Below are 22,522 nucleotides of genomic sequence, written 5' to 3'. Positions count from 1 at the left end.
CGCCAGGCGAGACCGGGAGCCGAGACCGGGAGCCGAGCCCGGCAGGCGGGACCGCGGTCGGCGAGCGGGAGGCAACGCTCGGCGTCAGCCGGTCCGTTGGGCTGACTCGCAAGTAAGTTGGGCTGACCTGCAAGTAGATAGTCCGGAACACCGAGCAACAGCCAAGCGAACCCGGCTGACGCACAGCGTCCCCGCAAGGCGGCCGAAGCAGCATCGGCCGTCAGCTGGCGGTGAGGGCGGGCGGCTGAACCGCCTTGCGGGCAGCCTTCTGCTGATAGAGGCGGGCGTCCGCAGCCGCATACAGGCTGTCGAAGTCAGCACCGTCGACGTCCAGCACCGCCACCCCGATGCTCACCCCCGTGCGCTCGGACAACGCCGCCCGGTATCGCGCCGCAGCCTCCACCGGGTCGGCATCGCAGACCAGCACCACGAACTCGTCCCCGCCCAGCCGCCCCACCACGTCCCGCCCCCGCGCCCCGGCCCGCAGCGTCGCCGCCACCCATCGCAGCAGCTCGTCCCCGGCCGCATGCCCGTACGAGTCGTTGAGCTGTTTGAACCCGTCGAGGTCGGCAACGAGCAGAGCCGCGCGGAGACGCCCGGCCGACGACACCTCGGCGGTGAAGCGTTCGGCGAATCCGCGCCGGTTCAGTACGTCGGTGAGCACGTCGACCCGGGCCAGCCGGGTCAGCATCCGGCGCTGCGCGGCCGCGGTCCGCCCTTGAAGCGCGCAGGCGATCGAGGTCGTGGCCGTACCGAGCAGGTTGGTCACCACGAACCAGTTGCTGGACGCGCCCTCGACCACGGCGAGCACCGCGTAGATCGCGCCGGCGGCCAGCGCGACCGGCGCCGCCACCCGCGTACGCATGCCGAGCATCAATAGCGGGATCGGCAACAGCATGCCCACGCCCAGCGTGCTGCTCACCCCGCCGTCGAGGGCGGCGATCACGGCGAGGCTGACGAACGAGCTCGCCGAGAACGCCAGCATCAGCGGCCGGGCGGTACGCGAGCGGCTGAGCCAGTCCGCGCCGAGCACCACCGCCAGCCCGGCAGCGAATCCCCACGCGCAGATCGCCCACATCACCCCCCGGTACGCGTGCCCGTCGGTGTAGAACGCCAGGTAGATCATCGCCACGCAGGTCTGGGCGATCGACATCCAGCCCGGGTCGGCGATCGAGTGCCGCCGGCGTTCCCGCGTGCCGACCGTGACGTCGGCGCCGGAGAGGACACCGCGGGTACGCACCCACGCCACCTCGTCCGCGGTGGGGGCACGCCGTTCCCGGGCCGCCTTGTCCGCGTAGAGCCGCCGGTCGGCGACACTGGCCAGACCGTCCGCATCCCGGGCGTCCTGCGGATAGGTCGCGTACCCGAGGCTCGACGGCGCACCGGCCCGAAGCCGTTCCCGGATGACTTCGACGATCACGGCCGCGCCCTGGTCGCAGGTGCCGGGCAGCAGCAGCGCGAACTCGTCCCCGCCGAGCCGCCCGGCGACCGCTCCGGCGGGCAGCGAGGCGCGCAGGGAGCCGCCGACCCAGGCCAGCAGTTCGTCGCCGGCGCGGTGGCCGTACGCATCGTTGACCTGCTTGAAGTGGTCCAGATCGAGGAGCACCAGGGTGACCGGCCCACCGGCCGCCAGGGCCGCCGCGGTCCGGTCGTCGAAGCCGCGGCGGTTGAGGCAGCCGGTGAGCGGGTCGATCCGTGAGCTGGCCGCCAGCCGCCGGCGCATCGAGTCCAGGGCCGCCGAGTGGCGCAGGCACAGCACCGCGGCGGCGCCGAAGCCGAGCGTGTGGACCAGCCAGTAGCCGGGTGGGGCCGGGTCGCCGTACGCGACGACCAGCCCGTACCCGATCGCGTTGAGCGTCACCACGGTCAGGAAGGCGCGGGGCAGCAGAACCGTGGCCAGCAGCACCGTCGACGTCGGGATGAACGCGCCGAGCGGCGACGCGATGCCCCCGTCGAGCAGACCGAGGGCCACGTAGCCGGCCAGGTTGACCATCGCCCCGGCGTGCTGGGGCAGCATCCACCAGCGGGATTCGACGATCCGGCTCGCCACCGCACCGGCCAGACCGGAGGCGAGCAGGATCGTCAGTACCACCGCGAGCATCGCGCCGCGGCCGGGCGCGCCCCAGGTGGCCGCCGTGTAGACGCCGGCCAGGAGCGCGGGCGAGCAGCAGTAGAGCGCTCCGGCACGGATCGCCCGTCTCCGCTGTTGGTGCAGGGCACCCGGCGTGGCACTGCTCATTCCCCGTCCATCGGCCCGGTGCCCTGCCACTTAAGAGTTTCGCTCCAGCAACCGGCGGGGCACGGCTGCGGCGAGAGCGGCGTACCCGGCCGGGTTGAGGTGCAGGTGGTCGCCGACGTTGTACGCGTCCGCGATCCGCCGTGGCTCGGCCGGATCCCGCACCGCGGCGTCGAAGTCGACGTACGCGTCGAACATCCCGCCCCGGATCGCCTGGTTGACGGTCTGCCGGGCCTGTTCACGCAGGCCCGCCGGGTCGTCGTAGATGTTCCCGCCGAACGGGGTGAGCGTCGCCCCGTACACCAGCAGGTCCTGCGCGTGCGCGCGCAGCACGATCTGCCGGTACGCGTTCAGCAGCTCGGCCACCACCTGGTTCTGCCCGGCCGTGCTCGCCTCGGCCGTGCCGATGTCGTTCACCCCCTCGAAGACCAGCAGCCAGACCGCCCCGGTGACAGCGAGCACGTCGCGGTCGAGCCGGGCCAGGGCGTTCGGCCCCAGCCCGTCGCGCAGCACCCGGTTGCCACCGGCCGCCTGGTTGAGCACCGCCACGTCGCGGCCGCGGAGCCGGGCGACCAGCTGGTCCGGCCAGCGGTCGTTGCCGTTGGTGGTGGAGCCCCGGCCGTCGGTCAGCGAGTCGCCGAGGACGACCAGGCCGGCCACCCCGGCGGCGGTCACCTCGACGCCGCTGATCAGGTACCAGTGGTCGGTCGGGGTGGCGCCGGCCAGCTCGGCCTCGGTGTGCCGGTCGCCGTTGACCAGCCAGGATGTGGTCCTCGAGCCGGGATGCGAGGTCAGGTTGGTGGTGGCCTGCCCGGCGGCCAGGTAGGTGGTGACGGTGAGGTTGGTGGCGGCCGCCACCGGCAGGTTCACCGGGTCGGAGACCATCTGCGCCCCGACCGGCACCACCACCGAGCGCTGTCCGCCGAAGGTGACCGGCACCGAGCTGCCCGGGCGGATGCCGGACACCCCGGCCTGCCCGCCCACCGGCAGTGCGACAGCCGCCGCGGTGATCGGCAGGTCGGCCCCGCCGAACGCGTTGGAGTAGCGGACCCGCAGTTGCCGCCCGCCGACCGTGGTGCGCAGGGTCTGCCGCAGCGTGGTGTCCACCAGCGTCGAGTCGGTTCCGGTGAACGGCGCCGGCGGCAGATTGTGCGGTTCGGTCAGCTGCGGCATCGCGGTCCAGGTGTGCACCCAGCGCGACCGGGCCGGCATGTTACGGCCGAGCAGGACCGCGGAGGCGGCGGCCCCGCCAGAGGCCAGAACGGTACGTCTGCGCATGGCTCAGTACCTCCGGCTCTCGGGCGGGCCAAGGTAGCTGTACTTCACGCCGCCGGTGTCGACGATCAGCCGTTGCAGGATCACCGTCGGGTCGACCGCGTGGAAGGTCAGCGTGTGCACACCGGGCTTGTCGATGGTGTGCGTGGTGGTCGTGATGTTGATGTTGTCGGAGGTGTTGCGGGCCCACTGCCGGTTCATCGCGGTGTCGTCGGCGCCGGTGGCGGCGATGATGTCGACGGTCTGCGCCGGCTGGTCGTCGATCGAGACCGCATACCGCAGGCCCGGAGTCGGCAGCACGTTGTTGCGCGGTGACAGCCACGCCGAGACCTTGACCGGCCCCGTGGTGGTCAGCGTCATCTTGTACTCGAGCTTGGCGCCCTCGCTCAGCGGTGTGAGGCCGTCGGTGCTCTTGCCGATCTTCGGCAGCAGCTGCCAGTCGCCCACCTTCCGGTGGTGGTGCGCGGCGTTGATCGCCACGTAGCCGTTCGCTTCCGCGAAGCCTTGCGGCTTCATCTCCGGGTTGCGCACCGAGGCTTGCACGACCTGGCTGCCACCCGCGCCGTCAACCGTGATCGGTACGGTCGTGACGCCCTTCGGCGCCCGCCGCCAGTCGACCGAGACCGTGGCCCGGATCTGCTTGTCCACGCGTCCCGAGCTGGGCGTGACCTTCACCCACGGCTGTCCCGCGGTGATCCGGTACCGGAACGGCGTCGTGCCCTTGTTGTAGACCTCGATGACCTGCTGCGGCTGCGACTGCCACGGGCTGAACTCGGGCAGCGTCCCGGTGACACCCATGGCCGCCGCGGCCGGCACCTCGATCCGTTTGAGGTGCGGGTAGATCTCGTCGGGCAGAGCCACATGGTTGTCGGTCTGCGGCTGCTGCCACGACGCGTTGTTGTAGCGAGCCGCGTTGCCGTACCCGATCTTGGGTTGGGTCTGCCAGCCCGCCCACTTGCCGCCGGCGAGCTCGTTGTTGTAGTAGTCGCTGAGCGCCTGGTCCTCCGCGAAGCGGGCCTCCGCCTCATCGGCCAGGTCGTTGGTGGCCGCCCGGCCCTCCGTGGCGTAGCGGATGTTGGTGAACTCGGCGCGGCGCAGCTCGTAAAGGTTGGCGCTCGCCTGCACCTGATAGTCGACGAGCTGGAAATACGCGTCCCGCAGGGCGGCCGGCACCCTGGCACGGATCCGGTCGGCGCGAGCGGCGAGAGCCTGCCACTCGGCGACCACCCGGTCCATCTCGCGGTAGTCGGTCAGCGTGAACGTGCTCTCCTGGTCGTTGTAGACGACGTTCTGCGCGTCACCGGAGATCCGCCGGTTCAGCGACTCCGGCTTGCGGCGCGACTGCAGGTAGCCGTACTGATTCAGCACCTCGGCGATCTCACCGGCCAGGGCCGGACCGAAGTTCTCCGCCGCATAGCGGCGCTCCCAATCGCCGATTCCGCGCAGCGGGATCGCGTCCGGGTTCCAGGCATAGTCCAGGAAGAACTGCGTGGGCAGCTCTTCGTTCTTCAGGTCACCCACGTTGACCACCCAGAGACGATCAACACCCTTGCTGTACGCGAGATGCAGTTGCTCCCACGTGTTGGTCAGATTGACCGTGTCGACCCACTTGTAGTTGCGGCCGTCGCCGACGTAGTCGAAGTGGTAGTACAGCCCGTAGCCTCCGCTGCGCGCCGGCAGCCCGGCGTGCGGAAGCTTGCGCATGTTGCCCCAGTTGTCGTCGCAGAAGACGACGGTCACGTCGGAAGCCGGCTGGTAGCCCTTGTCCCAGTAGCGCTGCACCTCCTTGTAGAGGGTCTGCACCTGGGGCGCCTCCAGCAGATCGAACTCGCGCAGGATCTCGCGCTGCGTGGAGATGATGTCGCTCATCAGATCGATGCCGTCGCCGTCGGGCAGGCTGACGTCGCCGTTGCCGCGCATACCGAGCGTGATGACGCCTTCGAAGCCCTGTTCCTTCATCCGCTTCGCGCCGTCCCGCCAGTACGCCACGATCGCCTCACGGTTGCGCCGGAAGCTCCACTCGCCGGTGCCGCCGTACGGGTCGCTGCCCGGGGTGACGATGGTGCCGTCGGCGTCGCGGACCGCGGCCTTGGCGTGCCGATTCCACTCCTCGATGCCGCGCATCATCGGCGCCTCGTGCGAGGTGCCCATGACCACGCCGTACCGGCTGGCGGTCGCGTGGTTGAGCGGGTCGTCCTCGGCGAACGCCCGGCCCCACACCGCCGGCCACAGGTAGTTCGCCTTGAGCCGCAGCATGGTCTCGAAGACCTTGGCGTAGTAGTCCGCGTTCAGACCACCCTCGTAGCCGGGCGCCTTGCCGGGTCCGAAGTAGCCGGGCGCCCAGGTGCCGGTCGCCGGGTTCTCGTCGTTGATGAAGAACCCGCGGAACTTCACCTTCGGCGTGCCCTGGCTGTGCCGGCCGGGCAGCACGTACCAGGCGTCGGAGTGCGGGACCGGAACGTCGTCCCAGAAGTGCCAGGGCGAGACGCCGATCTTGCGGGAGACGTCGTAGGCGCCGTAGATGGTACCGCGCTGATCGCTGCCGGCGATCACGAACGCGCGCCGCACGCCGGGCAGTGGGTTCTCGACGACCTGCTGCAGCGAGGTCTCCCAGCGGCCGGCGATGCCGCGCACGTCGAGCTTGCCGGCTTTCACCAGGCGGTCGATCAGGGTGCTGCGGCCGATCGTGCCGACGATGACCGGCTCGGCGCCGGCCGGGATCTCGCCGGCGGTGCTGACCGCGGGCCGCACACCGGTGGCGGCGTGCAGGTCGGACTGCAGGTCGCCGGCGACGCGCAGGACGCCGGCGTGATCGTTCGCCGCGGCCACGATCGGGGCGGCCTTGCCGCGGGCGACGAGGGGGAAACGGCCCGGTCCGGACCGGTTGCTCAGATAGCTGTCGCCGGACTGCCCGGATTTGCCGGACTCTTCAGCGAGGGCTGGGGTAGGGGATGTGACGGCGGGGACGAGTGTGAGCGCGACGAGGACAGCCGACGCGCTCGCGAGGAAGCTTCGCATGGGGTTACGCCTCCAGGCACCGAAAGTTTCGGGAACATTCCGATAGCGCATCCGAAACGTATAGCGATCTATCTATACCGTCAAGGCGCGCTTTTGGATTTCGGAGAAGATCGAAACTTTCGGAGCTGGACCGGTTCAGGAAATCGAGGCTCCTGAGTGCACCGTGTCGCCGCCGTGCCAGCTGTTCCACAACGCCGCGTACGAACCACCGGCCGCCACCAGCTCGTCGTGAGTACCGAGCTCGATGATCCGGCCGTCCGCCATCACGGCCACCCGGTCGGCGTCGTGCGCGGTCTGCAGCCGGTGCGCGATCGCGATGACCGTCCGCTCGTGCAGCACCGCGGCGAGCGCCCGCTCGGCAGTACGCGCCGCCGTCGGGTCGAGCAGCGCGGTCGCCTCGTCCAGGATCACCGTGTGCGGGTCGGCGAGCACCACCCGGGCCAGTGCGAGCTGCTGCGCCTGCGCGCCGTCCGGCGGGTGCTCGCCGAGATCCCGGTCCAGGTCGTCGGCCCAGTCCGCGCCGACGGCGGCGAGCGCGCGGCGCAACTGGTCGTCCGGCGCGCCGACCATCAGGTTGTCCCGCAGGGTCTCCCGGAACACGTGATGCTCCTGGGTGACCAGGACGACGTGGCGGCGCAACTCGTCCGGCGGCAGATCGGCGATCGGGACACCGCCGACGGTCACCGCGCCCGCGGACGGCCGGTCCACCCCGGCGATCAGCCGGCCCAGTGTGGACTTGCCCGCGCCGGAGAGGCCGACGATGGCCAGCCGCTCCCCCGGCCGGACCGTCAGTCCCACGTCGTGCAGCACGTCCCGCCCCTCGTCGTAGGCGTACCGCACCCCGGCCACCTCGATCACCTCGTCGCGCGGGGTGGCCGTGGTGGCGGGCGGGCCGGGCGGAATCGAGCCCAGGCCCTCGACCCGGGCGAACGACGCCAGACTGCTCTGCATCAGCTCGATCCGGATCAGGATGCTGTCCAGCGGCTCGACGAGCTGCCGCAGGTAGAGCACCGCCGCGCTGACCGTGCCGAGGCTGGCCCGGTCGTCGATGTAGAGCAGGCCACCGAGCAGCAGGGCCAGTACGGTCGGCACCGCGTACGAGGTCTCCACCAGCGGGAAGAACACGCTGCGCAGCCGGAGGGTGGTCAGCCGGGTGCGGCGCGTCTCGGCCAGCGCCACGTGCCCCGCCGCGAGCCGGCGCTCGGCCAGCCCGAACGCCTCGACCGTCCGCGCACCCGACGTCGTCGCCGACAACTCCTCGGCCAGCCGCGAGTTCACCGCGCCCTCGGCCAGGTACGCGTCCCGGGCCCGGCGCAGGTACCACAACGTCACGAACCAGATCCCGGACAGGCCGAGCACCCCGACCACGCCGAGCAGCGGGTCCAGGGCCACCACGGCGACCGCGATGAACAGCAGCTGGACGACGCCGATGAAGACATTCGGCAGGATGTCACGCAGCGTGGTGGCGACCGCGTCGACGTCGGTGGTGCCACGCGCCGCGAGGTCGCCGGCGGGCACCCGCTCGACCACCGCGGCGGGCAGGCCGAGCGCCCGCCGCAGGAAGCCCTCCCGGATCCGGGCGGCCGTGCGCTCGCCGAACCGGTAACCGATCGCCAGCGCATACCTGGCCAGCAGCATCTGCACGACAGCGCAGGCCAGCACCCCGAGAGCCAGCCGGTCCACCTGTGCGGCGCCGCCACCGGCCGTGACCGTGTCGATGATCCGGCCCAGCAGCCACGGGCCACCCAGACCGGCCAGCGCGGCCAGCGAACTCACCGTGAGCAGCCCGGCGACCGCCCGGCCGTCGGCGCGCACCAGCCGGATCGCGGCCCGCCCGACCGTACGCTGATCAGCGATGGGCAGCGCAGCGATGCCGCTCATTCGTCATCTCCGAACACCCGGGTGACCAGCGCGCGGTAGCCGGGCTCGGCGGCCAGCAACTCGCGATGCGTGCCGCTGGCGGCCACCCGGCCGGCCACCAGGTAGTGCACGAGATCCGCCCGATCCAGGAAGACCGGTGACGTCGTGGCCACGACCGTGCCCCGCCCGGCCCGCGCCTCGGCGAGCCGCTCCGCGACAGCGGTCTCGGTGTGCGCGTCCACCGCGGACGTCGGCTCCACCGCCAGCAGCAGCTCCGGATCGGTGTAGACGGCCCGGGCCAGCCGGACCCGCTGCCGCTGCCCGCCGGACAGGTTGCGCCCGCCCCACTCCACCGGCCGGTCCAGGTCGTCGGCCACGTCGTGCGCGACCGCCACCCGGATCGCCTCCCGCACCCGCTCGTCGTCGGGCTCGTGCCGCCCGGCCACCACCTCACGGAGGGTGCCGGCGAACAGGTCGGCGTCGTTGTCGGCGACCAGGACCCGCGAGCGGACCTCGGCCGGGGCGATCCGGTCCAGCCGGCGCCCGTCCCAGGTCGCGGTGGTCGGGCCGTACCGCCCGAGCCGGTCGAGCACCTCGGCGGCGTCGGCCGGGCGGGCCCCGGCCAGCGCGATCAGCCGGCCCGGCTCGACGGTCACCCCCGACTCCGGGTCGTGCAGAACGGCCGGCCCGGCCGGGGCGGGACCGCCGGACGGGTCGTCGACCGGCAACCGGAGGAAGTCGGTGACCCGCCGCGCCGCCACCAGTCCGTGCGCCATGTCGAAACCGCAGAAGATCAGCACGCTCACCGGGATGACTAGCATCGCCGTGTAGCCGTACACCGCAATCAACTCACCCACGGTGAGCTGGCCTGCGGCCGCGAGCCGTGCGGCCAGCCAGATCACCACCGCGAGAAAGACCACCGGCAGGCCCTCGCCGAGCGCGCCGATCCAGCTCGACGGCCGGCCCACCCGGTAGCCCTGCTCCCGCACCCGCGCCGACTCCCGCTCGTAGCGCTCGAGGTGCGTCTCCTTGCCGCCGAGTCCGTTGAGGACACGCAGCCCGCCGAGCACGTCGACCAGGCGCGTGTTCAGCTGACCCTGCCGCTGCCGGTACCGCGAGCCGGCCCGCTGCGTGCCCAACAGCAGCGGCCCCACGATCAGCATCAGCACGGGCACGCCGACCGGCACGATCAGGGCGAGCACCGGCTCGGTCCGGAGCAGCAGCACGGCGATCATCAGACAGGCCAGGATCGCGGCCACGCCCACACTGCCCACGTTCATCGCGCGGCCGATCGTCCACACGTCCGAGATGCCGATGGTGACCACCTCACCCGCGGTCACCCGGCGCGGCAGCGCGGCACCCAGCCGGGTCGCGTGCGACATCACCTCGTCTGCGGTCCGCAGCGCGGCGGCCAGCCGCAGCTTCGTCATGCTCCGGTGCCGCATGATGCCCAGTCCGGCGCTGGCCACACCGAGCGCCAGCACGGCCGCGGTCCAGGAGAGCAGCGCGGGCACGCTTCGCGGTCCCACACCACGGTCAACAGCTTGCGAGATGAGGTACGGCGTGAGCGCCAGCGTGAGGAACCAGGCGGAGCCGAACAGCGTCCCGAGGGCCACCCATCCTTTGCACTGTCGCGCCAGCCACCACAGGTATCGCCCCGGCCCCCGTACGTCCACGACGGCCATGCTGCCCAGCGACAGGCGTCGTTGTCGACCGATTTAGGGGCTTTGATACGGCCGGTGATTGCCGTCACCGGGCGCGGCCGGCCACGGTCCCGGCTGGTAGTGGGCGGTCGGCACCGCGGCCGGGCGCTGCTTGAAGAACCCGCGCGCGGAACCCGGCACAGTCAGCGCGAGCAGCATCAGCAGGGCCGGCGCCAGGATGGCCAGCCCGATCCGCGGGAAGTCGCCGCCGATCAGCTGGGGCAGCAACATGATCGCGCCCCACGGCAGCGCCACGGCGCACAGCGTGATGCTGGTGATCCAGGCCCACATCTGCCCGCGCCACAGGCACAGCGCAAGCACCAGGACGAACACCGAGAACAGTACGGTGAAGCCGTTCAGCACCGCGCTGACCAGCCGGCTCGAGGCCCGCCACGACTCGTCGCCGTAAATCGTCACGACGTGCACCGCGGCCCGGACCACGTTGAGCACCGCGATGACCGCGAGCAGGGCCGCTACTCCCCGTACCACCAGCGGCGCGGCCGGCTTCCCGGCAGGCTGCAACCTCATCGATTCCCCCTCGTCGATTCGACGAGATCTTATGCTCATTCTTTCCATCAAACTGATTTGATGTATTCTGGCGGTCGTGGCGTCCCACCCACCGCCTCCGGCGTTCCTCCGGCTGGCCGCCCACCCACTGCGGTGGCGGTTGCTGACCGAGCTCGCCCTCAGCGACCAGCGAGTCCGCGACCTGGTCGCGTTGACCGCCGAGCCGCAGAACCTGGTCTCCTACCACCTGCGCCTGCTCCGCGAGGCAGGCCTGCTAGCCACCACCCGCAGCACCTTCGACGGCCGGGACACCTACTACCACCTGCACCTGGACCGCTGCGCCCAGTCCCTGACCCACGCCGCCGTCACCCTGCACCCCGCTCTGCTCGCCCCCGCCGCCCTCGCTCCGCCCCCACATCCACTCACCGCCCCACCCACCGCGACGGCCAGCCACACCGGCACCCTCCCCACACCGCCACCCACCGCCGGCACCACCCATGCCGGCGCCCTCCCCACACCGCCACCCACCGCGACTGCCGGCGACCTCCCCGCGCCGCCGCCCGCCGCCACTCCCAGCCACGCCGCCGCGCGATCCGCCGCCACTTCCGGCCACGCCGACTCGCGCGTCCCCATGGACACCAGCCCTCGCCCGACCCCGCACTCCCCCACGCGCAGCCATGCCGGCCCGCGCCGAAGCTTCGCCGGTTCCGGTGACGTTCCGCGGGCAGCGAGCCCACAACGCACGAGGGTGTTGTTCGTCTGCACCGGTAACAGTGCGCGCTCACCGATCGCCGAAGCCTTACTGCGCCACCGGTCCGGCGGCCGGGTCGAGGTCGTCAGCGCCGGCTCCCACCCACGCTCCGCCGGCCTGCATCCGCACGCGGTCCGCGTCCTGCGCGACCAATACGGCATCGACGTCGCCGCCAGCCGCCCCCGTCACTGGGACACCTTCGCCGACCACCGTTTCGACTATGTGATCAGTCTCTGCGACCGCGCCCGCGAAACCTGCCCGACCTTCCCCGGCGAACCCCGCCGAGCGCATTGGAGCCTGCCCGAGCCCACCGACTACCCCGGCCATCTGCGCACCGCGGCCGGCATCGACACCCGCATCCGGCACCTGCTACCGCTACTCGAGGAGGTCCAGCCATGACCACACCGACCCAGTACGCCAGCGTCCGCTACCTCGTCGACGACGTCCCCGCAGCCGTCGACTTCTACACCAGCCACTTGGGCTTCACCCAAGGCCCCAGCGCCAACCCGGCTTTCGCCGACGTGATCCGCGGCCCGCTGCGCCTGTTGCTCTCCGGCCCCGCCAGCTCCGGCGCCCGAGCCACCCCCGACAACGCCCGAACCGCCGGCGCCAACCGCATCCACCTCGAATTCGAAGACCTGGCCACCGAGATCACCCGCCTACGAGCCGCCGGTGTCACTTTCACCAGCGACATCGTCACCGGCCCAGGCGGCAGCCAGATCCTGCTGACCGACCCCGCAGGCAACCTGGTCGAACTCTTCCAGCCCGCCACCCGCTAGCCACCCAACGTCCCCGCCATCCGCGCCGACCCCAAAGCCACTCAGCCCCAGCCCACCTGCACCCACCACGGGCACCTCCGGCTGGCGCTGAGTGTTGCTTCCCGCCCTCGCAAACAGCTCCGAAAGCCAGCCGAACCGACCGGCTGACGCTCAGCGTCGTTTCCCACCCACGCAGACAGCCCCGAAGACTAGCCGAACCGCCCAGCTGGCGCCCAGTGTCGTTTCCGGCCCACGCAAACAGCCCTGGAAGCCAGCCGAGTAGTCCGGCTGACGCTCAGTGTCGGTATCTATCAAGCCGGTGCTCGAACGCCTCGGCACGCCGGTCAGCCAGGAGAAGAAGTCAGCGCAACGCGGTCAGCTGGCCAAGCAGCCGCTCGAGGCGGGTATCGCCGAACAATTACCAGCCTGCGCTACGGCTGGCGCGCTGGATCCTGGAGCTGCCGAGGCCGACGCGAGGCCGCGAGCCGTCGCCCACGCTTGCTATCGAGGTCGATTACCAGCATCCGGTACGGCTGAGGACCGCGAGCCGTCGCTCACCCTTCCTACGAGGGTCCGAAGGCCAGCGTGCGCTACGGCCGAGCGCACCGAGCCGTCGCTCACCCTTCCTTCGAGGGGTCCGATTACCAGCGTGCGTTACGGCCGAGTGCACCAAGCCGTCGCCCACGCTTGCTACGACGGCCGGATTGCCAGCATCCGCTACGGCCGGGCACGGTGAGCCGTCGTGCACGACGGCTCGGTTACCAGTTTGGACACGAGTGAGTTCGAAGAGGTCAGCACAGCGCTTCGCGGAAGACCGGATGTGGAGAGATTCGCCCACGGTCATCGCGGGCGCGGCGTTGGGAGAGTTCAACCCCGATGGCCAGGTTGGAGACCACGGTAAGACCGGCCAGGATCGGCTGCCGCGCAGCGGCGCCTCGTCGAGGAAGCGCCGGGAGACGGCCGAGGCCGGCTGGCGCTGGGTGCCGTATAAGCAGGCTGCGTTGTACCTGGTCGGGCACGGTAGATCAGGCGGAGGCCTGCAGGGCGGCCGGCGGGACAGCGAGCCCGGCGCTGAAGAAAGCGCCCGGGTCGTAGGCGGCCTTGACCCGGCGCAGCGCCGCCCAGTTGGCCGGGGTGAAAGCCGTCTCGACCCGAGACGGGTCGGGAAGGAAGTTGAGGAAGCTGCTGCCGATTCCGTCGCGGGCCAGCGCATCCGTCACCCGCGCCGAAGGGACGGTGTCCAGGATGACCGAGAGCGGGGCGTCGCGGTGAGCGGCCGCGCCGGTGTCGCGGGCGATGCGGCCGCCCCAGTGGCGGATCTCCACGGTGGTGTCCGGCTCGTTGACCAGGGCGTGCACCAGGTCGTCGGACAGGGCACGGACCTGGTCGAACGTACGCGCGAACGTCCCACCCATAGCCGCCCCGGCGTAGTCGACGACCTGCATCGTGTCCGCGAGCGGAGGACCGGCGGCCTGCCACAGCGGGGCCAGCAGGCGGCGGCCCCGGTCGAGGTCGTCGCCGGAGTACATCGCCTTGACGACGAGCCGGCCGTCGCGGGTCAGGAGCAGAGCGGTGCTCAGCTCGTCCGGCGCCTGCTCGATCCAGCGGCGGTAGCAGGCCAGCGTCTCGGCGGCACGCTCCCGGCCGAAGGTGACCGCACCGGCGTAGACGCGGCTCACCGGGTAGAGGCGGAACTCCAGGTCGGTGACGACGCCGAACGAGCCGCCACCGCCGCGCACCGCCCAGAACAGGTCGGCGTTGCGGTCGGCATCGGCCGTGACCAGTTCGCCGTCGGCGGTGACGATCCGGGCGCGCTGCACGCTGTCCGCGGCGAGGCCGTGCCTGCGGGCCAGCCAGCCGAGGCCGCCGCCGACGGTGTAGCCGGTCACGCCGACGTCCGGCGACGAACCGGAGAGCGGCGCCAGCCCGAACGGCGCGGCCGCGGCGAGCACGTCGCCCCAGCGCGCGCCCGGGCCGACCTTGGCGATCCGGCGGTCCGGGTCCACCAGCACGGACGCCATCCGATGGGTACGCAGCAGCAGCGCGCCGTCGTGCGCCACGTGCGTGCCGTGCCCGGTGGCCTGCACGGCGAACGCCAGCCCGCGACGGCGTGCGCTGAGCACGGCGGCGCGGACGTCGGCCGTGGTTTCGGCCAGGACAACTTCGGCGGGGTACGGGTCAAGCGCTGGATTCAATGCCTTGCGGTTGTCGTCGTAACCGGCGTCGCCGGGCTGAAGATGAATGCTCATGCCGGTACGACCAGTGTCGCGCCCGGAACTCATCGGTAGAGGCCGCACGACAGTGAGTTAGGCTCGCCTAACCTCAACAGACAGGGTGGAGATGGCACAGCCGGAATCGCTGACGCAGTTGCTCGACGGGCGGCGGGCGGCAGTCGACGCCTCGCTGCCGGCGGTCGGGTTCGTCGCCGGCTGGCTGCTCGGCGGCCAGTCGATCTGGGGCGGCACGATCGGTGCGGCGATCTTCGCGCTCGCGGTCGCCGGGTGGCGGCTGCGCGCCGGCGACCGTCCCCGGGCGGTGCTGATCGGGCTGCTGGGTGTCTCCGTGGCGGCGCTGATCGCGTTGCGTACCGGTAAGGCCGAGAACTTCTTCCTACTCCAGCTGTTCAGCAATGCGGCGAGCGCGCTGGCCTGGGCGGTCAGCATCGTGATCCGCTGGCCGCTGCTGGGCATCATCGTCGGCGCCGTCCTCGGCCAGAAGACGAGATGGCGGCGGGATCCGGCACTGCTGCGGGCGTATTCGCGCGGCAGCTGGGTGTGGGTCTGCCAGTACCTGATCCGGATGGCGGTGTTCCTGCCGCTGTACAGCGCGGGGATGGTGACCGCCCTGGGCGTCTCGCGGGTGGCGCTGAGCTGGCCACTGGTCGCCGCCTGCCTGACGGTGAGCTGGTGGGTGATCCGCCGCAACCTGCCGGCGGACCACCCGGGCCTGCGCCACCCGGTCGACCAGCCCGCCGACCGTTCGGTGTGACAAGGCCGACCGCCGAAAACGTGCATGAGCCCGGCGGTCGCCGGGCGGCCGGGAGTGGGCACCCGGATCGCGCCGTAGTGGGGGACGCGTAGCTGCGGTTGGGGACGGCGTCGCGCGTACCAAATAGGGTTATTCGGTATTGAGCCGGTCGCTGTGCTTGTCGAAGCCGATGTAGAGGCGCGCCGCGGCGTTCGCGCCGAGAGCGCCCATGGTCTCCAGCTCGCGCAGGCGCAGCAGCGCGGGGTGCTCGGCGTAGGCCTCGGCCGCAGCCGCGAGCCGGCGCAGGGCGTCCACCTCGGCCTCGGCACGGATGCGCTTGGCCTCGGCGTCGGCCTCCGCGGCGAGCCGGGTGGACTCGACGCGGGCCTGCGCGGCGACCCGCTCGGCGTCGGCCTTCGAGACGGCCTCGAGGGCTTCGCGGTCCGCACGGGTACGGGCCTCGACCATCTGCGCCTCGGCGAGGCGCTGGGCGGTGAGCACCCGGTTCATCACGTCCTGCAGGTTGCCGGGGAAGACCAGGTCCTTCACGTCGGCGCGGATGATCTCGACGCCGTAGCCGGCCGAGACGCCCTCGACGTCGCGCAGGATGTCCTCGCTGAGCTGGTTGCGGTTGGTGAGGATGGCCTCGAGGGTCATCGACGCCAGGTACCGGCGGGCGGCGAGCTGCACGTCGCTGTAGACGCGGTCGACATAATCGGTCACGCGCTCGATCGCGGCCACCGGGTCGACCACCCGGAAGTGCGTGATGATGTTGACCCGGACCGCGACCTTGTCGGCGGTCAGGATCTCCTGGCCCTTGATGTTGAGCTCGCGCTCGCGCAGGTCGACCGAGACGACGTCGACGGTCGGCACGCGCCGGCCCGGGAAGCGGCCGGCCGGCATCTCGTAGCGGCCCGGCTCGAGGACCTGGTCGAATCGGCCGTCGACGTAGCGCAGGCCACGGAATCCGCTGCGGACGATCACCTCGCGGTTCTTGGACATGGTTCACCTCTGTGACAAATAGATAAGGGTGGCCCCGTAGCGGATCCGACGGGAAGGATCCGTCGCCGGGAAGGCAGCGGGACGAGCGTGGTTTGATCGCCAGTGCGTCCGCTGTGGAGGCGCTTTCTTCTGGAGCCGCCGGGGCCGCATTGAGAGTGGCAAACTCTCCGATCGACCACAACGCAATATCGACAGGGGGCGCCGTGCTCGCCGAGTACGTCCGTGATGCCGCGATGACCGCGGCGATCTTCGGGTTCTTCGCGATGGCCTGGTTCGGCTGGGCATTGGAGGCGCCGCCGCCGGCATGGCGCCGTTATCTGTACGGCGGACTGGTCATTTCCGGACTCACGCTGGTGGCCGGCGCCGTGGTGGCGGCGACCCACTGGTCCGACGGGACGGTTTTCGACGAGTCGGTGAGCCGCACGTACGGGATCATCGTCGGCATCGAGTTCGGCGTGGCCGGGATCGGCGCGGCGATGCTGGGGGTGGCGCGCCGGCAGTCGCTGATCCCGGTCTGGATCGCGTTCGTGGTCGGCGTGCACCTGTTCCCGATCGCCGCGCTGCTGCACTACCCGGCGATCCACGTGGTCGGGGTGCTGGTCACGGCCGTGGCGCTGGCCGCGATCCCGGTGTCCCGGGCCACCCGGTTGCATCCGAGCGCGATCACCGGAGTGGGCACCGGCGTGTCGCTGCTCGCCGGCGCCCTCTACTCCCTGGTGGTCGCCCTCATTCTCTGATGCTGATCGCGCTCGTCGGGCACACGGCCGCGGCCTCCCGCGCGACGTCGTGCAACTGCCCGGGCGGCTCCGGGTCGAGCACGGTCACGATGCCGTCCTCCTCGCGCTGGTCGAAGACCTCCGGCGCGAGCAGGACGCACTGCCCGGCGCCGCAGCATTTGTCCTGGTCGGCGCTGACGTGCATGGCCACCTCCGGCTCAGTCGTGGAACGTGGCGCCGCCGCAGACCACGATGCTCTTGCCGGTCAGGCCGAGCATCGGCTCACCACCGGACCATCAAACGTTCCAGGCCGCCGATGATCAGGCCCTCGCGGCGCGGCAGCTCCTCCGGAGAACCGTCCAGGCGCAGGCCGGGCAGGCGGTTTAGAAGGACATTCAGGGCGGTCTGCAATTCGGTACGCGCCAGCGCCTGCCCGATGCACGAATGCGGGCCGGCGCCGAAAGCGAGGTGCGGGTTCGGCGTACGCCGCAGGTCCATGTCCCCGGCGTTGTCGAACGCCTCCTCGTCCCGGTTCGCCGCCGCCATGCTGCTGATCACCGTCGTACCGGGCGGCAGCTTCGTGCCGCTGACCTCGATCTCCTCGGTGAGGTAGCGCGGCATCCCGAAACCCGGGTTCGCGTCGAACCGCAACGCCTCCTCCACCGCCGACCGCACCAGCGCCGGCTCGGCCAGCAGCTGCTCCCAGCGGTCCCGGTCGGCGAGCAGCATCGCGGTCATCTTGCCGATCATGTTGGCGGTGGTCTCGTGCCCGGCGACCAGCAGGCCCTGCGCGGTGCCGATCAGCTCCATCTGGGAGAGCTGGCCGTCCTCCGCGTCGGCCACCACGATCAGGTCGCTGATCAGGTCGTCACCGGGCTCGGCACGCTTGGCGTCGATGTGCGCCCAGATGTACTCCCCGAACTCCAGCTGCGCGGCGTTGATCTCGTCCTGCCGGTACCGGGTCAGGCTGAGCATGTGGTCCGACCAGTAGGCGAACTTCACCCGGTCACTGTCCGGCACGCCGAGCAGGTCACAGATCACCCAGACAGGCAAGGGGAATCCGTACGCCGAGACGAGGTCGGCCGGGGCGCCCCCAGCGACCATCTCGTCCAGCAACTGTTCGGCCATCGCCTGGATCCGCGGTTGCATGGCGGCCATCCGTTTCGCGGTGAAATACCGCCCCACCAGCCGCCGCCAGCGCTGATGCCCCTCGCCGACCGGCGTCCGCTCGGCCTGCTCGGAGCCGAAGACGCCGCCGGACTCGTTCGCGGTGACCCGGGCGGCGTCGTCAGCGTTCAACAGTCGGCTGAACCGGGGATCGCTCAGCACCTGCCGCACGTCCTGATAGCGGGTCAGCACCAGAGCCTGGTCGCCGCTGGCCAGCCGCACCTCGGCGACCGGGCATTTCGCACGTAGCTCGGCCCACTCGGCGGGAGGTTCCAGGGCGGTCGGTTGCGGGAAAGGGTACTCGGGAAGATCGATGGTCATTGGCGCTCCTCGGTCGCGCTCCACTGACAATCGTCAATCTAAGACGACCCTCTTAAGCTGACAAGGATGAAAACCCGGGACCTGATCGTCACCACTGCGGAGCGGCTGTTCGCGCTGCACGGGGTCGCCGCGGTCTCGAACCGGCAGATCAGCGAGGCGGCGGGCCAGGGGAACAACTCAGTCATCGCCTACCATTTCGGCAGCCGGGCGGATCTGATGCGCGCCATCGTGCGGCCGCACAACCTCGACATCGAACAACGCCGGCTCGACCTGATCGCCGCCGGCACCTTGCCGGACACCCTGGCCGGCTGGGCCGCCTGCCTGGTCCGGCCGATCACCGGCCACTTCGCCGGTCTCGGGCCCCACAGCTGGTACGCCCGGTTCGCCGCCCAGGTGATCACCGACCCGGTGCTGCGGGAGGTGATCACGGAGGAGGCGCTCTCCACGCCGTCCACACAGCTCACGCTGCAGGAGATCACCCTGCGCACGCCGGCGTTGCCGCCGGTGGTGCAGCGCCAGCGCACCGACATGACCCGGCTCTTGGTCGTCCACATGTGCGCCGAGCTGGAGCGCGCCCTCCATGACGGCACCGCCGAGGTCGGCTGGCCGGAGACAGCTGACGCACTGATCGACGCCTTGACCGGCTTGTGGACGGCGCCGGTCACCACTCCCCGCTGAGACCGACCACCGGAGCCATCCCGTCCCGTCCCTCGCTTCCAGTCCCGCGACAACTCCGCCCACCGGCCGGGTCACCCCCATCCGGCTGTCGCTCAGTGCTGCCTCCCGCCGCGGATGCATCCCCCACGGTCAGCCGGCCTGCTCAGCTGACGCCCAGCGCTGCCTCCCAGCCCCGGAAGCAACCCTCACCGTCAGCCGGGCCGCTCAGCTGACACCCAACGCTGCCTCCCACCCCCGGAAGCAACCCTCACCGTCAGCCAGCCCGCTCAGCTGACACCCAACGCTGCCTCCCACCCCCGGAAGCAACCCTCACCGTCAGCCAACCCGCTCAGCTGACACCCAACGCTGCCTCCCAGCCCCGGAAGCAACCCTCACCGTCAGCCAGCCCGCTCAGCTGACACCCAACGCTGCCTCCCAACCCCGCAAGCAACCCTCACCGTCAGCCAACCCGCTCAGCTGACACCCAACGCTGCCTCCCGCTTCCCCGCGAGCAGCCTGGCGGCCGGCCTGGTTCCCGGCTGGCGCTCAGTGTCGTTTCCCACCGGCTGAAGCAGCGGTCACGACCAGCTGGATTGCCCGGCTGGCGCTCAGTGCGGTCTCCTGGGCACCGAAGCAGCCCTGGCGGCCAGCGAGCCGTAGCTCACGCAGGCTTCACCGACCCGATTGCCGATATGGGCTACGGCCGAGCATGGCGAGCCGTCGTCCACGCCGGTTACACCGGCCTCAAACCAGCGTGCGCTACGGCCGAGCGTAGCCAGCCGTCGTCCACGCCGGATACACCGGCCCCATAGCCAGCGTGCGCTACGGCCGAGCGTGGCCAGCCGTCGTCCACGCCGGTCACGCCAGCCCCATAACCAGCGTGCGCTACGGCCGAGGGCGGCGAGCCGCCGTCGGCGCGCTACGGCGGTTCGGCTTCGGGCGGCTATTTTGCTCGGCTGACTGACCCGCGTCTGTTCGCGGGCTCGCTGTGGTGCCTATAGGTCTACCAACTCGATGGTCACCGGCGTGGTGTCGCCGGCGGACACCTTCTCTGCGTTGCGGATGGCTCGTTTTACCGGGAGCACGTAGGCGCCCCTTCCGCTGTCCGGGAAGATCGATGTGGTCCACGTGCTGCCGCCGATCGTGGCTCGCACGCGCACTGAGCCGAAGCCGCGCGCCCGGCCGCCGACCAAGTCGCGGATCTCCTCGGAGTCCTCGACTGGCAGGCTCACGAAGGTCCAGCTTTCGTCCTTGCGGGCATCCCAGATCCACAGCTCGGCCTCGAACTCGACAATCACCAGCGCAGCATGGCACGGGGGTACGACAAGAAACGGCCGCACAATGACGGCATGGCCGAACAGGACGTAGAGCATCTTCTGACGCTTGTCTCGGACGCGGCTGGTGCGTTCATCAACGGGGACATGCGCCGGTACGCCGAGCTGATCAGGCACACCGACGACTACACGCTGATGCCGCCGTTCGGTGGGGATCCGGTACGCGGATTCGACGACTCGGTCGAGTCCCTGGCAGCCACGGCTCGGTGGTTCACCGGGGGTGAGGCGAGGGTTGAGCTGGTCGAGTCGTACATCTCGGGTGATCTTGCTGTTCTTGTCGTGCTGGAGCACAACCGTGGCGTCGTCGGTGGCCGGCCTGCTCAGGACTGGCCGTTGCGGGTCACCCTGGTGTTCCGGCGCGAGGACGGTGAGTGGCGGCTGGCCCACCGGCAGGCCGACATCCTGCTGCACCGGACCGACCCCGACCTGGCTGCTGCCCTGGCTCGCGGCACTCCCCCGCCGATGTGACGCCTCACCGGGGAGGTGGGGCGCCGAACTTCGCCGCGAGTTCCCGGAGTTTCGCGACCGCGCCGGTGGCCTGGCTCGCGGTGAACACGCTGCCGGGTGCGAGGCCGAGGTCCAGCACGAGGTCGGCGAGCCGCAGATGCTCGCGCTGTGCGAAGGCTCGGCATGGCAGGCAGGTGACGGCGTCCGGGTCGCCGGAGGTCATCGCCAGCGGCACTTGTTGCCCGCAGCCGGTGGTCACGGTGGTCGGCACGTCGGGAACCAGCCGGAACGTGGCCGCCAGCATCTCGCGCACGGCCAGGTCGGCGCGCAGCTTGGTGTCGATGTGAATCGCATCCACCCCCATTGCCTACCACGTTGCGACGCGCGGAGGAGGGGGTGGCGGCGCGGCGCGCGAAAGGAGGGGTGGGGGCGCGGCGCGTGGAGGAAGGGGTAACGGCGCGCAAGAAAGACGCGGCGCGCGAGGAGGCGCGCCCGCGCGAGGAAAGCAAGAGGAGGCGCGCCCGCGCGAGGAAAGCAAGAGGAGGCGCGCCCGCGCGAGGAAAGCAACGCGAGGAAAGCAGCGCCAGGAAAGCGCGCAAGGTAGGCACGCAGCGGCGCGCGAAGAAGCATGGCGGGACGGCGCGACGCAAAGGAAGGCGGGGCGCGAGGTTAAGGGCGGTCGCTACCAGGCCTCGGTGCGCCAGGCTGGGTCGCGGAGAGGGGCGTACGTCTCCTCGTAGGTGCGCGTCCCGATGATCGTGAGTAGGCGGTCGCGCAGCCAGATGGGCAGGCCGGCGGCCCGGGCGAAGCGGTCCGTGGCGGCCTGCACATGGGTGACCCGGGGGCGGCGGTGCTGCTCGAAGCGGGCACCGACCGTGTCCCAGTCGCCCTCGGCGAGCAGGTCGGCCAGGACCAGCGCGTCCTCGATGGCGAGGGCGGCGCCCTGGGCCCACACCGGGGCGGTGGCGTGGGCGGCGTCGCCGATCAGCACGCGGCGGCCGGATGACCAGGACGGCAGGCGGATCTCCTCGATCGGCGAGTGCAGCAGCGCGTCCGGACGGTCGCGGACGCTGTCCAGCACCGCGCGCACCGGCGCCGGGTAGCCGCCGAAGGTGGTGTGCAGCCAGGACGGGTCGGCGTCGACCGGGCCGCCGCGGACGGCGGACGCGTAGACGTACACCTCGGTGTCGTCGACCGGGATGAGGAGGGCGGCGCCGCCGGCGCCGGACCAGACGGTCCAGCAGTCCACGCCCGGGTTGGGCGCCATGAAGCGCCAGCTTGCGGCGCTGAGCAGCGACGCGCTCACCGAGGTGGCGCCGAAGAGGGCGGCACGGACGGTCGAGCGTACGCCGTCCGCGCCGGCCACGAATCCGTAAGTCTCCCGCTCGCCGCCACTGAACGTGACCTCGAGGCCGTCCAGCGAGGCGACCTCGACCGGCTGCCGCACCTTCACGTCCAGGCCGTCGGAGAGCAAGGTCAGAAGATCGGAGCGGCGTACGCACCTCGGCCGCGCCTCCGCACCCCAGAACTCGTCCTCGTCCACCGCGAACAGCAGCTTCCCCCGCGCCGACCGGTACTCGCGCCGCGCGATCGGCCGCCCGAAACGTGCCAGCCGGTCGCCGAGACCGAGCGCCGCGAACGCCGCCACCGCGTTGCCCGGCAGGTTGATCGCCAGCCCGCCGGTGCCGCCGGCGCTCCGCTCGGCCACCTCGACCGGCAGGTCGCGGGCGCGCAGGGCACGGGCCAGCGCGAGGCCGGCGATGCCACCGCCGACGACGAGTACGGTTTCCTCGCTCATCGGTC

General features: G+C 71.2%; 19 protein-coding genes. 6 read left to right on the top strand and 13 right to left on the bottom strand.

Annotated elements, in window-relative coordinates; all coding sequences use genetic code 11:
- Nucleotides 1-220 precede the first annotated feature (220 nt).
- From OHA21_RS50915 to OHA21_RS50890, 6 genes are all read right to left on the bottom strand, one after another.
- Nucleotides 221-2,239 (bottom strand): GGDEF domain-containing protein, encoded by a 2,019-nt coding sequence (locus OHA21_RS50915; RefSeq protein ID WP_328468122.1) that lies wholly within the window; start codon nucleotides 2,237-2,239, stop codon nucleotides 221-223.
- A gap of 30 nt (nucleotides 2,240-2,269) precedes the next feature.
- Nucleotides 2,270-3,514, bottom strand: a complete 1,245-nt coding sequence (locus OHA21_RS50910) for an SGNH/GDSL hydrolase family protein (RefSeq protein WP_328468120.1) — start codon at nucleotides 3,512-3,514, stop codon at nucleotides 2,270-2,272.
- 3 nt (nucleotides 3,515-3,517) lie between these two features.
- Nucleotides 3,518-6,529 (bottom strand): glycosyl hydrolase 115 family protein, encoded by a 3,012-nt coding sequence (locus OHA21_RS50905; protein WP_328468118.1) that lies wholly within the window; start codon nucleotides 6,527-6,529, stop codon nucleotides 3,518-3,520.
- 135 nt (nucleotides 6,530-6,664) lie between these two features.
- Entirely contained in the window at nucleotides 6,665-8,410 is a 1,746-nt protein-coding gene (locus OHA21_RS50900; RefSeq protein WP_328468116.1) for an ABC transporter ATP-binding protein, read from the bottom strand.
- The gene (locus tag OHA21_RS50895) at nucleotides 8,407-10,005 is read right to left on the bottom strand and encodes an ABC transporter ATP-binding protein (RefSeq protein WP_328479053.1); all 1,599 of its coding nucleotides are present in this window, start codon (nucleotides 10,003-10,005) and stop codon (nucleotides 8,407-8,409) included. The genes OHA21_RS50900 and OHA21_RS50895 overlap by 4 nt, the downstream gene beginning before the upstream one ends.
- Before the next feature lie 102 nt (nucleotides 10,006-10,107).
- On the bottom strand, nucleotides 10,108-10,620 hold the full coding sequence (locus OHA21_RS50890) for a hypothetical protein (protein WP_328468114.1): 513 nt from the start codon (nucleotides 10,618-10,620) through the stop codon (nucleotides 10,108-10,110).
- Nucleotides 10,621-10,696: 76 nt separating this feature from the next.
- On the opposite strand from OHA21_RS50890, the gene OHA21_RS50885 reads away from it, so the two are divergent.
- Both OHA21_RS50885 and OHA21_RS50880 read left to right on the top strand, forming a co-directional pair.
- The gene (locus OHA21_RS50885; RefSeq protein ID WP_328468112.1) at nucleotides 10,697-11,749 is read left to right on the top strand and encodes an arsenate reductase/protein-tyrosine-phosphatase family protein; all 1,053 of its coding nucleotides are present in this window, start codon (nucleotides 10,697-10,699) and stop codon (nucleotides 11,747-11,749) included.
- Nucleotides 11,746-12,129: a VOC family protein gene (locus OHA21_RS50880; protein ID WP_328468110.1), complete on the top strand. Its 384-nt coding sequence runs from the start codon at nucleotides 11,746-11,748 to the stop codon at nucleotides 12,127-12,129. The genes OHA21_RS50885 and OHA21_RS50880 overlap by 4 nt, the downstream gene beginning before the upstream one ends.
- Nucleotides 12,130-13,133: 1,004 nt before the next feature.
- Here OHA21_RS50880 and OHA21_RS50875 read toward each other — a convergent pair.
- Nucleotides 13,134-14,357 carry an FAD-binding oxidoreductase gene (locus tag OHA21_RS50875; protein ID WP_328468108.1) on the bottom strand — a complete coding sequence of 408 codons (1,224 nt, stop codon included), beginning with the start codon at nucleotides 14,355-14,357 and terminating at the stop codon, nucleotides 13,134-13,136.
- Between the two features lie 91 nt (nucleotides 14,358-14,448).
- Here OHA21_RS50875 and OHA21_RS50870 point away from each other — a divergent pair, with 91 nt between their 5' ends.
- Entirely contained in the window at nucleotides 14,449-15,096 is a 648-nt protein-coding gene (locus OHA21_RS50870; protein ID WP_328468107.1) for a DUF3159 domain-containing protein, read from the top strand.
- Nucleotides 15,097-15,225: 129 nt separating this feature from the next.
- Here the strand turns inward: OHA21_RS50870 and OHA21_RS50865 are convergent, their stop codons facing one another.
- On the bottom strand, nucleotides 15,226-16,077 hold the full coding sequence (locus tag OHA21_RS50865) for a slipin family protein (protein ID WP_328468106.1): 852 nt from the start codon (nucleotides 16,075-16,077) through the stop codon (nucleotides 15,226-15,228).
- A gap of 203 nt (nucleotides 16,078-16,280) precedes the next feature.
- On the opposite strand from OHA21_RS50865, the gene OHA21_RS50860 reads away from it, so the two are divergent.
- A complete protein-coding gene (locus OHA21_RS50860) occupies nucleotides 16,281-16,814 on the top strand; it encodes a hypothetical protein (protein WP_328468104.1) in 534 nt (177 codons plus the stop codon).
- Here OHA21_RS50860 and OHA21_RS50855 read toward each other — a convergent pair.
- Nucleotides 16,804-16,998, bottom strand: a complete 195-nt coding sequence (locus OHA21_RS50855; protein WP_328479051.1) for a ferredoxin — start codon at nucleotides 16,996-16,998, stop codon at nucleotides 16,804-16,806. The two genes, OHA21_RS50860 and OHA21_RS50855, sit on opposite strands and share 11 nt — an antisense overlap.
- A 77-nt stretch (nucleotides 16,999-17,075) precedes the next feature.
- Complete coding sequence (locus OHA21_RS50850; protein ID WP_328468102.1) at nucleotides 17,076-18,281, bottom strand: cytochrome P450; 1,206 nt, start codon at nucleotides 18,279-18,281, stop codon at nucleotides 17,076-17,078.
- A 66-nt stretch (nucleotides 18,282-18,347) separates the two neighbouring features.
- Here OHA21_RS50850 and OHA21_RS50845 point away from each other — a divergent pair, with 66 nt between their 5' ends.
- Entirely contained in the window at nucleotides 18,348-18,959 is a 612-nt protein-coding gene (locus OHA21_RS50845; protein WP_328468100.1) for a TetR/AcrR family transcriptional regulator, read from the top strand.
- Between the two features lie 974 nt (nucleotides 18,960-19,933).
- On the opposite strand, the gene OHA21_RS50840 is transcribed toward OHA21_RS50845, so the two are convergent.
- The gene (locus OHA21_RS50840; protein WP_328479049.1) at nucleotides 19,934-20,236 is read right to left on the bottom strand and encodes a DUF1905 domain-containing protein; all 303 of its coding nucleotides are present in this window, start codon (nucleotides 20,234-20,236) and stop codon (nucleotides 19,934-19,936) included.
- Between the two features lie 51 nt (nucleotides 20,237-20,287).
- On the opposite strand from OHA21_RS50840, the gene OHA21_RS50835 reads away from it, so the two are divergent.
- A complete protein-coding gene (locus OHA21_RS50835) occupies nucleotides 20,288-20,740 on the top strand; it encodes a YybH family protein (protein ID WP_328468098.1) in 453 nt (150 codons plus the stop codon).
- A 4-nt stretch (nucleotides 20,741-20,744) separates the two neighbouring features.
- Here the strand turns inward: OHA21_RS50835 and OHA21_RS50830 are convergent, their stop codons facing one another.
- Nucleotides 20,745-21,077, bottom strand: coding sequence for a hypothetical protein (locus tag OHA21_RS50830; protein WP_328468097.1), 333 nt, complete (start codon nucleotides 21,075-21,077; stop codon nucleotides 20,745-20,747).
- Between the two features lie 324 nt (nucleotides 21,078-21,401).
- Entirely contained in the window at nucleotides 21,402-22,517 is a 1,116-nt protein-coding gene (locus OHA21_RS50825; protein ID WP_328468095.1) for an FAD-dependent monooxygenase, read from the bottom strand.
- Between the last annotated feature and the right edge of the window lie 5 nt (nucleotides 22,518-22,522).

The organism is Actinoplanes sp. NBC_00393, from assembly GCF_036053395.1.
GTDB lineage: Bacteria > Actinomycetota > Actinomycetes > Mycobacteriales > Micromonosporaceae > Actinoplanes.
Note: the sequence above shows the minus strand (reverse complement) of the source record. Positions and strands in the feature narration are given on the sequence as shown.